Consider the following 12,820-nt stretch of genomic DNA (forward strand, 5'->3'; position numbering starts at 1 on the left):
CCGCCGGGCGCAACAACGACATCTGGCGCTTCACCGAGGAGGAGTGGGACCTCACCGTTGGGGTCAACCTCAAGGGCTATTTCGCCATGATCAAACACGCCGTGCCCCATCTGGTGCAACAGGACACCAGCGTGATCATAAACACCAGCTCGGGGTCGGGCTTCGGCCACCCGTCGCACTGCGCCTACTCCGCCGCCAAAGAGGGCGTGATCGGCCTGACCCGCACTGCGGCCCGGGAGTTGGGCCGATTCGGGGTTCGGTGCAACGCCATCCGGCCCCGGGCTGTGGGGGCATCCACCGCGGAGTACGCCATCCGCACCGCTCGGTGGACCGATCTCATGGCCATCACCATGGCCCCCCGGGGCGGCGCCGCCCCCACTCCCGACGACACCGACGAGGCTTACGCGCCCCGAAAGATCGCCCCGATGGTGGTGTGGCTGTGCACCGACGCCGCCCGCCATGTAACCGGGCGCACGTTCCACATCTCCGGCGACATCGTGAGCCGCCTGAGCGAGCCCCAGCGAGAGGTGGCCGTGTACCAAGACGGCGGCCTCACCCTCGACGCCCTCGACGCCTTCTCCGGCCGCCACCTCACCGAGGACCTGGCCAACGACTACCTCCTAGAAGACCGCCCCGACCTCCAGGTATTCGAGCCCTAACTGCAACTCGGCACCGGGCAGATGAGCCTGAGGGTGGGCGAACTCTCCAAGGGCTTGCTGTTGGAAATGCTGAGGCAACTTGGAATCGACTCGAAGGAATTCTGAATCATGATTTACGCCTATCCCTGTGATCTTCGTCAAGATGAAGAGGGTTGGTTTATCGTCTCGTTTCCCGATGTGCCGCAGGCCATCACGGGGGGACCGGATCGAAGCGAGGCGTTGTACCTGGCCTCTGATGCTCTAGCCGTTGCATTGGCTGGGCACGTATTGGAAGGAAGTGATATTCCTGAGCCTGGAGAACGAGCAGTCGGACAGGAGATGGTGGCTGTGCCTACAGTGGTGGCCGCAAAGCTGGCTCTCTACTCCGCCATGAGAGCCCAGCAGGTGACCAAAGTGGAACTGGCCCGGCGACTTGGCGTCAGCGAGGCCGCGGCGCGGCGATTGGTGAATCCCGACCACCGCTCCCACATCGGTCAAGTGAACAAAGCCCTTGCGGCCGTCGGCCACAGCCTGGTGGTTGAGGTCGTTCCCGCCTGATTGGCGCGACGAAACAAGTCCGCTGCCAGCCGTCAGTCGGGCACCCCAGAAATGTTCGCCACCGAGGGCGCCAAACTTATCCAGGGCCCACCGGCTACCACGTCCCGCCCCACAGCCACGACCAGAACGAACTGCTGATCGCGTGGTGTCGGGAGGGTGCGAGGTGTGGCCCAACGGCGCCGACGGCCCGTCAATGGAGTTGAGGCCAAAGATGGCGTGATCGGCATCACTCCAGACACGCTCATACACGCTGATGCAACTCGCGTCAAGTGTCAAAACATGACAAAAACTCGTCATGTTTTGACACCGGTTCAGCTTCCATGTGAGTTGTTCGTCCAGTATCTTAAAGAGATACCAAAGCGGTCGGGGGACTGGCATCAGGATTCCGACCGCCTAGCCAGCACAAAAGAGAATGACATGAATGTCCACCTTCATTTTCGACAAGCCAGAACGCAGGCCATTGTAAATGTGAAACTCGTTTGGTTGTATTCCAGTGCTCTGTTCGGTGCTTTATTAGGCGAACTTGAGGTTTATCGTGCCGAGCACTGGAGTGCTAATTTTCTCAGACCGCTATACTTCATAGTGGTTGGTGGAACTCCAGTAATACTCGTATTAGCGGCTTCTCCATTGAACAGAAAAATGCTTATAGCAATGTGCATAGGAGTAGCAAGTGCGTTTCTGGTATTGAGCGTAATTTCAGCCCACTCCGACTCAGCCAACGTATGGGCCTTTTATCCCGTGCCTCTTTGGATGTACGGCATTCCCTCTGCCGTCGTGGTCTTTACCGTCTCGAGCATTCGCCACAACCAAGCGGCTCTGCCCTGGCTCCCCCCTCCGCCAGGGCAGAGCCGCGCCAAGTAGAGTCAAGTAAAATTTCGACAAATCTAAAGGCCCTGTGCTTCCGCTACGCTTGGGTCATATGGGAAGAATCACCTCATGATTACCGGGATGAACCATGCGGTGCTGTACGTGCGGGATGCCCGGCGCCAGCAGCAGTTCTATTCCGAGGTACTCGGATTCGAGACCATCATCGATGAGCCGGGGCGGTTCGTGTTCATGCGGGCGCCGGCGTCGGGGAACCACCACGACATCGCGTTTTTCTCAATAGGCGACGGGGCCGAGCCGTCGGCGGCCGGTCGCCGGTCGGTGGGGATGTACCACATCGCCTGGGAGGTGCCCACTCTGGAGGAGTTGGCCGCAGTGCGCCAGCGGCTCATGGACGCGGGCGCTCTCCACGGCGAGAGCGACCACGGGGCCAACAAGAGCCTGTATGCCAAAGACCCCGACGGATTGGAGTTCGAGGTCATGTGGCTAGTGCCGGCCGAGCACTGGGGCGATGAGGAGAACCAGGCCATCATCCGCCCCTTGGATCTTGTTCGGGAGCAGCGGCGGTTTGCTGCTCTGGCCTCCGACGACTAATCGCCATGAACCTCGCCAACCAGTACTGCTACTTCTACGACGACGACCTGTTTGTCGAGACCGATCGGGAGGGTTTCCGCCGTCGGGTCATCACCGGCGACAGGCTCCAACTCTGCTTCTGGCGAATAGCCGGAGGGGTAACCGGGTCGTTCCTGCACCGCCACGAAGACCACGAGCAGCTCGGCATCATCGTTCGGGGCAAGCTCGACTTCCGCATCAATGACGATCCCGACAGCGAGGAGCGGGTGGTGTTGGGCGAGGGTGAGGCTTACATAGCACCCAAGGGCGTGTGGCACGGCGACTCGGTGTTCATCGGCGACGACGAGTACGGGGAGTGCTGGATCCTCGACGTGTTCACCCCGCCCCGCGACGATCTGATTGCAGGCTAGGCAGTGCCCGCCTCCCATCAACAGCCGGTAGAGGGCTAGGGCCGTGTCGGACTGGAGGCTGGCGGTTGACATCGGGGGCACGTTCACCGACGCAGTGCTGCTCGACGCGGCCACCGGCGCGGTAACCGTCAACAAAGCCCTCACCACCCCGACTGCTCCCCTCGAGGGTGTGCAGACCGCGGTCGGCCAACTCCTCAGCCGGGCTGGGGTGGCCCCCGGCGAGATCACCGCGCCCATCGTCCACGCCACTACGCTGATCACCAACGCCCTGATCGAGAACAAGACCGGGCGGGCCGGTCTGGTCACCACCACCGGGTTCGGCGACACCCTGCTGATCCGCGATGAGCACCGCTACGACATGTACGACCTCCAGATCGAGTTCCCCGACCCCCCCATCAGCCGGGAGCTCACCTTCGAGATCGACGAGCGCACCGCGGCCACCGGCGAGGTGCTGGCCGAGCCAACGCCGCCAGCCATCGCCGCGCTGGTGGGCGAACTGGCCCAAGCCAGGGTCGAGTCGGTGGCGGTTTGCCTGCTCAATTCCTATGTCAACCCGGCCAACGAGCGGAGGCTGGCCGACGAACTGCGTCGGGAGCTGGGGGTGCCGGTGTGCGCCTCGGCTGACATTTCTCCCCAGATCCGGGAGTACCCCCGCATGATCACCGCGGCCTGCAACGCGGCCACCATGCCGATCATCGGGCCTTATCTGGACGAGCTTCAGAAGTGGCTCTCGGCTGAGGGGTTCGGCGGGTCGGTGCTGATGATGCTGTCCAACGGCGGGGTGGTGTCGGCCGACGACGCGGCCGCTGCCCCGATCCGGTTGGTGGAATCCGGTCCGGCCGCGGGCGCCCTGGCCGCCCGGTGGTTCGCTAACCGCATGGGGGAAGACCGACTGCTGGCCTTCGACATGGGGGGCACCACCGCCAAGGCCACCCTGGTGGAAGACGGCGAGCCCGCGCTGACCACCACCTTCGAAGTGGCCCGGCGCTACCGGTTCAAGAAGGGATCGGGATTTCCGGTGTCAGTGCCGTCGGTGGATTTGGTTGAGATCGGCGCCGGCGGCGGCAGCCTGGCCCACCTAGACCAGTTCGGGCTGCTCAAGGTGGGCCCCGAGTCGTCCGGAGCTGATCCCGGTCCGGCTTGCTACGGCCAGGGCGGCGAACAGCCGGCGGTGACCGACGCTGACGTGGTGCTCGGGCTGCTCGACCCCGACGCCTTCCTGGGCGGCGACATGCCCCTGGACGCTGGCCTTGCCCAGTCGGCTATAGAACCGTTAGCCGACGGCCTCGGTCTGTCGGTCACGGACACCGCGGCGGGAATGTACGAGGTGGTCAGCCAGAACATGGCTGCTGCCGCCCGTATGCACGCGGTGGAGCGAGGGGTCGACTTACGAGGTGTCACCGTGCTGGCCTTCGGCGGGGCCGGACCGCCCCATGCCTGCCGGGTGGCCGAGCTGTTGGACTCAGATCGGGTGGTGTTCCCGGTGAACGCCAGCGTGCTGTCGGCTTTCGGGACGCTGGTGTCGCCGGTGCGGATCGACCTGGCCCGCTCTATGCCGGTGAAACTGGCCGAGGTGGACCCAGCCGAACGGGACGGCTTGCTGGACGAGTTGCGAGAGGAGGGCCGCCGGGTGCTGCTCAGCGCGGGCGTGCCCGAGTCCGACATCGGCTTCCGCTACGGCATCGACGCCCGTTACACCGGCCAGGGAAACGAGATCACCATTTGGGCGGGCGTGGGGGATGCCTGGGAGGCGTCCGACGACGAGATAGTTGGAGCATTCGAGGCCGAATACCGCCGCATCTATGGCATGACCATCGACGATGTGGCCATCGAGGTGGTCACCTGGCGCCTCTCAGCCCGAGCCGACCCGGCCGAGATAGCCGAAGCAGGTGCCGAGGGGCTTCAGACCACAGCCGAAAGAGCGCCCCAGCCGGCTTCGTCCCGAAAGGCGGTGTTTGGCAGGGAGCAGGATGCGGTGGAGGTCCCGGTCTACCGACGCGCCGACCTGGCCGTCGGCATGTCGTTCCCCGGTCCCGCTCTGGTGGAGGAGCGGGAGACGACGTCGATCATCCGCCCTGGGTGGAATGTGACCGTCGCCGACGACGCCAGCCTCATCGCCGTGTTGGAGGAGAAATGAGCCAGACCACCTACGACCCCATCCAGTTGGAGATCTTGTGGCAGTCGCTCATCTCGGTGGTGAACGAGCAGGCCCGGGCCCTTCAGCGGGCCGCGTTCAGCCCCATCGTGCGCGAGGCTGGCGACCTGGCCAACGCAGTGTTCGACAAGCAGGGCCGCATGGTGGCCCAGGCGGTTACCGGCACTCCCGGCCACATCAACTCGCTGGCCATCGGCGCGGCCAACATGCTGGAGGAGTTCCCCCCCGACGCCCTCGAGCCCGGCGACGTGCTGATCACCAACGACCCCTACCTCACCGCGGGCCAGTTGCTAGACGTGACCGTGCTGGTGCCGGTGTGGCGCAGCCCAGCCACGGCCGGCGATCCCGTGCCCATCGCCTACTTCGGCTCCACCATCCACCACACCGACGTCGGGGGCTACGGCATCGGCGCCGGGGCCCGGGACTGCTTCGAAGAGGGCCTGTGGATCCCCATCTGCAAGCTCATGCGGGCCGGCGAGCGCAATGAGGACGTGTGGAAGTTCATCCTGTCCAACGTCCGCCAGCCCGACCACATGGCCGGCGACCTGCACGCTCAGATGGCGTCGGGAGAAGTGGGCGCCCAGCGCCTCGCCGCCCTGTGCGACTCCCATGGCCTCGACGACATCGAGGAGTTGGCTGATGAGATCATCAGCCGATCCGAGTCGGCCACCCGGGCCAGCATCGCTGAGCTGCCCGCGGGGGAGTACCAAGCCGACGCAGTGCTGGATCTGGCCGACGGCAGCCGCATCAACATCGTGTGCTCATTGCGGGTAGACCCCGACGCCGGGGAGATCTTCGTGGACTATGCCGGGACCTCTGAGGCCAGCCCGTGGGGCATCAACGTGGTTCGCAACTACACCCACGCCTACACCACGTTCACCGTGCGCTCGGTGCTGAACCCCGAGATCCCCAACAACCACGGCAGCCTGGCCCCGATCAAGATGTCCGCCCCCGAGGGGTCGATCGTGAACGCGGTGCTGCCCCAGCCGGGCACTGCCCGCCACGTCGTCGGCATGTTCCTGCCCAACGCCCTGCTCAAGGCCCTAGCCCAGGTCAAGCCGGAGGAGTCCATGGCCGAGGGGGCGGGTGCGGTCTGGACCATGCAGGTGAGCGGCAACCACGACGACGGCAGCCCGTTCATCACCGCCATGTTCACCTACGCCGGAGGGGTGGGTGCCAGGGCGTCCAAGCCCGGTTTGGACGCCTGCTCCTATCCAACGGGGGTGAGCGCGGTGCCCATCGAAGTGGTCGAGGCCTCTGCTCCGGTGCGCTTCACCCGCAAGGCGCTGCGTCCTGGTTCCGAGGGGCCCGGCGATCAACCAGGGGGCAAGGGCCAAACCATCGAGTTCAGCGTGGACACCTCCCGCCCCTGGCTGCTCAACGCGGTGACCAGCCGCCTGTCCGACCCACCGCAGGGCATCTTCGGCGGGGGTCCGGGCCAGGCGGGATCATTCGAGGTGAACGGCGAGCCGGTCACCACCCAGAGCCGGATCACCCTCAAACCCGACGATGTTGTGCGCCTCAATCTGCCCGGCGGCGGAGGCTACGGGGCCCCAGATGAGCCCGACGGCTGATCCTGCCCAAAACGGCCCGCTCATCCACACTCCCTTGTCGTTCGCTGATGTGTGGGGTCGGTCGGTTGACCGACGATCCGATGCGGTGTTCTTGGTGTTCGAGCGGCCTGACGGGGGTGTTGCCGGCTGGACTTATGAGCAGTTTGACGCGGCTGTCAGCGATGTGGCTGCTGGGTTGATTCAGCGGGGGGTTATCCCTGGCAGCTCGGTGCATTTGGCGCTGACCAACACTCCGGCGTTCGTGGCCCTGTGGCTGGCCGCCAACCGCCTGGGAGCGTGGATTGTGCCATCCGACCCCATGGGCAAAGTGCCGGAACTGGCCGACCACATCGAGCGCACCGGGCCGCAGGCCGGTTTCTGCGCCACCGACCGAGCCGGCGTATACCGCCAAGCCGCCGCGGGCCGCCCCGGTATGGCCATCACCGAGGTGGACGAAGCCAGCGGCAGCCTCGATGCGCTCATAGGGAACGCCCAGGTGGACTGGCCCGCGGTCGGCCCGCGGGACCGGGCCGCGGTGATGTTCACCTCGGGTACCACCGGGCGGCCCAAGGGGGTGGAGGTCACCCAGGCCAACTATGCCTTCTGCGGCCAGGTCATGGCGGAGCGGGCAGATTTGACCTCCGACGACCGCCAACTAGTGGTTCTGCCGCTGTTTCACGCCAACGCCCAGTACTACTCGTTCGCCTCAGCCATCTGGACGGGGGCCTCGGTGGCGCTCATGCCCTCGTTCTCGGCCAGCGGGTTCCTCCCTCAGGCCGCCCGCCACCAGGCCACCTGCGCCAGCCTGTTCGCCGCCCCCATGCGGATGATCCTGGCCCGAGGCACTCCCACAAACGGAGTGGGGTTGCGCCACTGCTGGTATGCCCAAAACATCGCCGACGACCAGTACGACACACTGGCCCAGTGGTTGGGATGCCGTCCCCGCCAGCTCTACGGCATGACCGAGACCATCCCCGCGGTGCTCACCGAGCCGGCCGACAACCCTGTGCCGTCGTCCATGGGCCAGGTCACTCCCGGTTGCCAGGTGATCGTGCGCGACGGTGAAGTGCTGGTGGGAGGAGAGCCGGGGGCAACGCTGTTCGCCGGATACCTGGACGACCCGGACACCACCGCCGCCTCATTCACCGCCGACGGCTGGTTCCGCACTGGCGACCGAGCGGCGGTCGATGCCGACGGCCGCCACTACTTCGACGGCCGCCGCTCCGATGTGCTCAAGGTGGCGGGGGAGAACGTATCAATCATGGAAGTGGAGTCGGTGCTGTCCTCGCACCCCGCGGTGCTGGAAGCCGCGGTGGTGGGCGCCCCCGATCCGATGCGCGATGAGGTGCCGGTGGCCTTCGTGGTGCCCGCCGACCCAAACTCCCCACCGGCGGTCGACGAGCTGGCGTCTTGGTGCCACCAGCGCCTGGCCAAGGCCAAGCTGCCCCGCTCGTTTACTCTTATGGAGGAACTGCCCCGCACCAGTGTGGGAAAGATCCGCAAATTCCTGCTACGACAAGAGGCGGAAGCGACAAGGGGGTGACCAAATGACCGTGCTTACCGGTGAACTGCTCGACTCATTCGAGGGCTCGATCACCGACGTGGCCACCGCGGTGACCCTTCCCCCCGAGATCTACACCTCAGAGGAGTTCCTGGCCTTCGAACGCCGGGCGCTGTTCGAGCACGAGTGGTGCTGTGTGGGAGTGGCCAGCCGCATCCCCGAGGCTGGCGACTGGTTCACCACCACGGTGAACAGCGAGCCGGTCATCGTGGCCCGCCAGAGGGACGGCTCCATTGGGGCGTTCTCGGCCATCTGCCGCCACCGGGGCATGCAGGTGGTGGAGGGTGAGGGAAACGGCCGCTCGTTCCGGTGCCCCTACCACCACTGGAGTTATCGGCTCGACGGCCGCCTGATGGGTGCCCCGGCCATGGAGCGCACCGAGGGATTCGACCACGACGATTGGGGCCTGCCCAATCTGGCGGTGGAGCTGTGGCACGGGTTCATCTTCGTCAACTTCAACTCGGAGGCCTCACCTTTGGCTCCGACCCTGGAGCGCTATGAGCCGTACCTATCCAACTATGAGCTGGACAACTGCGTGTGCCCTGGCACTTTCACACTCGAAGGCCTTCCCTGGAACTGGAAGGTCATGTTCGAGAACTTCAACGACGGCTACCACGCAAATCGCCTCCACCAGGTGATCCAGGACTTCTGCCCCTCGGAGATGGCCCGGTTCCCGGTGCCGTGGTCGGACGACTCCAACGTGATCTTCCGGGAGAATGGCTACACCCACATCGACGGCGGGTTCAACGCCACACGCAAGGCCCTGTTGCCGGTGTTCCCCAAGCTCACCGAAGAGGAGCGTTGGCGGTCCACGTTCGCGCTGATCCCACCCTCCCTGTGCTTCGGCACCGCCCCCGACATGGCGTTCTTCTTCATCGTGCGGCCCACCTCGGCGGAGACCATCGACGTGGAGATCGGTTACCTGCTGCATCCCGACTCACTGGAGCACCCCATGTTCGAGCATCTGTTCCAGGCCAGCGACGACGGTGTGCAGGTGTTCGTGGCCCAAGACCAAGACGCCACCACCAAAGTGCAGCGGGGAATGCGGTCGCGCTTTGCGGTTCGGGGCCGGTACTCCTGGCAGGAGGAAACCCACGTGCAGTTCAACCGCTGGCTGGTGCAGCGCTACCGTCAGCACTGGCCGACGAGCAAATAAAAGGGCTGACGGGTCGCGACTATTTGGAAGGCTGGGTCGGTGTCGAGGCGGCTTCGGCCCGGCCCTCAAGCCGACCCACTCGGTTGACCAAGTCCATAACCACTTCGGTCAGCTTGTCGATTCGCTCGTGGAGATAGGCGAAACCCCTTTGCATTTCTTCCCGCAGTCGGGCTTCGCCCTGGTGAACTTCTTGTCGAAGCTGGGCGATGTCGGCGCGTCGGCCTCGGTCGAGATAGAGCATCAGGGTGATGATTACCCCCAGCAGGGCGAGTATGGCTTGGTCCATGAGGTTCTCCTCATCTGGTTCGGGAGGATTGCTGGGGGAAGCTGGGCCAAGCATACCGCTCGGGTCGGGGTGTGCGGCAACAGCCGTTCGGAGTCTGGAGATCGGCAGGACGGGGAAAGGACGGCGCGAGTAGGCTGCTGAGCGGTCATTGGGCCGAATGGACCGACATCTCAGGAGGGGAACGATGACGAGACGACTCACCCGCAAATTGTGGCTGCTGGCCGCGCTGCTTTCGGTGCTGACTTTGGTGGCCGCCGGCTGCGGCAACGACGACGACGATGATGGCGGCGCCGCGGTAGAGCAGCCCACGGAGGCCCCTGCCCCGGCGCCCGAGCCGACGGACGATGAGCCCGAGCCCGAGCCAATGGACGATGAGCCAGAGCCAATGGATGACGAGCCGGAGCCGATGGACGATGAGCCCGAGCCCGAGCCGGAACCCACGGAGCCTCCGGTAGACTTGGAGATGCAGGCGCTGCTGGACACCTTCGATGCCAATGACGACGGCACCCTCACCATCGGGGTAGCGGCGGCTGGACCTCGCGACGACCAGGGCTACTACCAGGCGCTGGTGGACTTCGCTGGGAACTTCTCGGCTGAGAATGGGTTCGCTCCGCCTATTGTGAGCGACAGGATCGGCTCGGCCGAGGCCGCGCAGGCCATGGCCGACCTCGCAGCTCAAGGGGTGGATATCATCCTGGTGGGCGCCAGCGAGATCGCTGAGCCTCTCGCCGACCTCACTGAGCAGTTCCCCGACATCTTCTGGTACTGCAACTGTGGCGCGGGATTCCCGGAGACACCGGGGCTGGCTCAAGCCACCGACTGGGGATCGCCAATCCACTACACCGCCGGCGTAGCCATGGGCGCCGTGCTGGCCGACTATGGCGGCGACACCGCGGTGTTCTTGGGCTGCTGCGACTTGCCATTCGAGCAGGAGGCTTACAACGCCACCGTGTATGGCCTCCAGACTGTGGATCCGTCGTTTGAGATGGTGTACGTGTCCACTGGGGACTTCCCGTTCGATTTCGACAACTCAGCCAATGCCACCGCCGCGTTGACCAATGCCATTGCCGAAGGCGCTACTTTGGCATACGCCTATCTGGGCGGGGCGCTGAACCCGGTCGGCCAGTTGGCCACCGACGAAGGCATTGCCGTGTTTGCGGCCGGACCGGCAGACATCTGCGCTCGCGATGACGGGATCGACTGGTCCGGCAGCATCGTGTTTGACGGCGGTCGCTACGCCGAGCAAGCGCTGAGGCTCATCATCTCCGGTGAGTTGATTGAGGGCGGCACTTTCCCGTTCCCGACCCAGCAAGGACTCAACGGCGCCGAGCTGTGCGACCCGTCGGCGGGGGCGGAAGCGCTGCTGTCTGATGCCTTTGATGCCATAGCCACCGACGGCGAGCTGCTAGGCGTGCTCGGCGGAATCTCTGGTGCCGCCTATGGCGGGTGACCGACGGAATGGCTGAGACGGCCGGTGCCGGGGGTCCCGACCCTCCAGCACCCGTCGTCGAACTGATTGGCATCTCCAAGCGCTTTGGCGGCATCGTCGCCTGCGATCAAGTTGACCTGACCCTGAATCGGGGTCGCATCCACGGAATCTTGGGCGAGAACGGTGCTGGCAAATCCACGCTGATGAAGGTGCTCATCGGCTTGGTCTTGCCTGACGCCGGGTCGATCCGCATCGACGGCCGGCCACACGCCATTCACGATCCGCAGGCTGCTGCGGCCCTGGGCATTGCCATGGTTCATCAGCACTTCAGCCTGGTCGACCAGCTTTCGGTGTGGGAGAACGTGGCCCTTGGCGAGGCGGGCCGGTTGAAGTCAACGGGGGTGCGCGACCGGGTAGCAGCGATAAGCGAGCAGTACGGCTTGGACATCGATCCCGACGCCCGAGTGGGCAGTCTCACCGCTGGTTTGAGGCAACGGGTGGAGATCGTCAAGTGCTTGCGCCGCGACCCCCACATCCTGGTGTTCGACGAGCCCACCTCGGTGCTGACCCCCGAGGAATCTGAACAGCTCTTCACCACGCTGCGCGAGGTGGTGGCGGCAGAGGGTCGGACAGTGGTGCTGGTTAGCCACAAGCTGGATGAGGTGCTGCATGCCACCGACGAGATCACAATCATGCGCCAGGGCCGGGTGGTGGATCGCAAGCCCACGATGGAGGCCGATGCCCCCAGCCTGGCCCGGGCCATGGTGGGTAGGGACGTTTCGCTGCGATCCGAGCGGGCCGCCTTCGGCCTATTGGCGGTTGACGAGAGCGACGAGGAATATCCCAGATTTGAAGAAGTAGCCTCAACCGACGACCCAACGCCTCTGGGAGCAACTGTCTCGGATAGGCCAATCCTCCAGATTGACGGAGTCACCGTGCGAGGATGGGGCGGGGCGCGGATGTTGGACGACATCAGCCTGGATCTGTGGGCGGGCGAGATAGTTGGTGTGGCCGGTGTGGAGGGCAACGGCCAGCGAAGTCTGGGCGATCTGCTGTCCAGCTTGGTCTCACTGAATGCCGGCCGGGTGGTGGTCAACGGCGCGGAGGTGCCCACTGGCGCCCCCGGGGCCATGGCCAAGGCTGGGGTGGCCGTCATTCCCGAAGACCGCCACGACTCGGGCGTGGTGCTGGACATGACCGTGGCGGAGAACCTGCTCATGGTGGACCCGCACCGGGTGGCACGAAATGGGGTAATGGACAAGCGGAGAATGGCAAAGACAGCCCAGCAGATGATCGACGAGTTCGACATCGGGTGCGCTGGCCCCGATGCCCCGCTGTGGTCGCTATCGGGAGGCAACCAGCAGCGGGTAGTGCTGGCCCGGGAACTGGCTGCCGAGCCTGATGTTCTGGTGGCGGCCCAACCCACTCGGGGGTTGGATGTGGGGGCAATTGAATACATGACCGACAGGATCCGCCGGGCCGCGGCCAGCGGAGTGGCCGTGCTGTTGATATCCAGCGAGTTGGAGGAAATCCTGGATTTGGCCGATCGGATCGCAGTTATGTCCCGGGGCCGGATCGTCGGCGAGCTCTCCCACGCCGACGCCAACCTCGAAACCCTCGGTCTCCTCATGGGAGGCAGCGAAGCATGACTGAGTCGATCACACCTGACGGCCCAG

General features: G+C 65.0%; 12 protein-coding genes. 11 read left to right on the forward strand and 1 reads right to left on the reverse strand.

Annotated elements, in window-relative coordinates; translation table 11 throughout:
• The first annotated feature begins 20 nt into the window (after window positions 1–20).
• From ACOGXA_RS00075 to ACOGXA_RS00115, 9 genes are all read left to right on the forward strand, one after another.
• Window positions 21–659 (forward strand): SDR family NAD(P)-dependent oxidoreductase, encoded by a 639-nt coding sequence (locus ACOGXA_RS00075; RefSeq protein WP_419927015.1) that lies wholly within the window; start codon window positions 21–23, stop codon window positions 657–659.
• Window positions 660–767: 108 nt separating this feature from the next.
• Complete coding sequence (locus ACOGXA_RS00080) at window positions 768–1,196, forward strand: type II toxin-antitoxin system HicB family antitoxin (RefSeq protein WP_419925259.1); 429 nt, start codon at window positions 768–770, stop codon at window positions 1,194–1,196.
• A gap of 165 nt (window positions 1,197–1,361) precedes the next feature.
• Window positions 1,362–2,057 (forward strand): hypothetical protein, encoded by a 696-nt coding sequence (locus tag ACOGXA_RS00085; RefSeq protein ID WP_419925260.1) that lies wholly within the window; start codon window positions 1,362–1,364, stop codon window positions 2,055–2,057.
• 75 nt (window positions 2,058–2,132) lie between these two features.
• Window positions 2,133–2,615 carry a VOC family protein gene (locus ACOGXA_RS00090; protein WP_419925261.1) on the forward strand — a complete coding sequence of 161 codons (483 nt, stop codon included), beginning with the start codon at window positions 2,133–2,135 and terminating at the stop codon, window positions 2,613–2,615.
• 5 nt (window positions 2,616–2,620) lie between these two features.
• On the forward strand, window positions 2,621–3,004 hold the full coding sequence (locus ACOGXA_RS00095; RefSeq protein ID WP_419925262.1) for a cupin domain-containing protein: 384 nt from the start codon (window positions 2,621–2,623) through the stop codon (window positions 3,002–3,004).
• 43 nt (window positions 3,005–3,047) lie between these two features.
• Complete coding sequence (locus ACOGXA_RS00100) at window positions 3,048–5,141, forward strand: hydantoinase/oxoprolinase family protein (RefSeq protein WP_419925263.1); 2,094 nt, start codon at window positions 3,048–3,050, stop codon at window positions 5,139–5,141.
• Window positions 5,138–6,733 (forward strand): hydantoinase B/oxoprolinase family protein, encoded by a 1,596-nt coding sequence (locus ACOGXA_RS00105; RefSeq protein WP_419925264.1) that lies wholly within the window; start codon window positions 5,138–5,140, stop codon window positions 6,731–6,733. The genes ACOGXA_RS00100 and ACOGXA_RS00105 overlap by 4 nt, the downstream gene beginning before the upstream one ends.
• Window positions 6,717–8,255, forward strand: coding sequence for a class I adenylate-forming enzyme family protein (locus ACOGXA_RS00110; protein WP_419925265.1), 1,539 nt, complete (start codon window positions 6,717–6,719; stop codon window positions 8,253–8,255). Before ACOGXA_RS00105 ends, ACOGXA_RS00110 begins: the two co-directional genes overlap by 17 nt.
• Before the next feature lie 4 nt (window positions 8,256–8,259).
• Window positions 8,260–9,429 carry an aromatic ring-hydroxylating oxygenase subunit alpha gene (locus ACOGXA_RS00115; RefSeq protein WP_419925266.1) on the forward strand — a complete coding sequence of 390 codons (1,170 nt, stop codon included), beginning with the start codon at window positions 8,260–8,262 and terminating at the stop codon, window positions 9,427–9,429.
• A 19-nt stretch (window positions 9,430–9,448) separates the two neighbouring features.
• Here ACOGXA_RS00115 and ACOGXA_RS00120 read toward each other — a convergent pair whose 3' ends face one another.
• Window positions 9,449–9,715, reverse strand: coding sequence for a hypothetical protein (locus tag ACOGXA_RS00120; protein WP_419925267.1), 267 nt, complete (start codon window positions 9,713–9,715; stop codon window positions 9,449–9,451).
• Between the two features lie 184 nt (window positions 9,716–9,899).
• Here ACOGXA_RS00120 and ACOGXA_RS00125 point away from each other — a divergent pair, with 184 nt between their 5' ends.
• Both ACOGXA_RS00125 and ACOGXA_RS00130 read left to right on the forward strand, forming a co-directional pair.
• Entirely contained in the window at window positions 9,900–11,165 is a 1,266-nt protein-coding gene (locus ACOGXA_RS00125; RefSeq protein ID WP_419925268.1) for a hypothetical protein, read from the forward strand.
• Window positions 11,162–12,793: an ABC transporter ATP-binding protein gene (locus tag ACOGXA_RS00130; RefSeq protein WP_419925269.1), complete on the forward strand. Its 1,632-nt coding sequence runs from the start codon at window positions 11,162–11,164 to the stop codon at window positions 12,791–12,793. The genes ACOGXA_RS00125 and ACOGXA_RS00130 overlap by 4 nt, the downstream gene beginning before the upstream one ends.
• Window positions 12,794–12,820: the final 27 nt, after the last annotated feature.

The sequence above is a fragment of the Candidatus Poriferisocius sp. genome (assembly GCF_965208475.1).
Classification (GTDB): domain Bacteria; phylum Actinomycetota; class Acidimicrobiia; order Acidimicrobiales; family Bin134; genus Poriferisocius.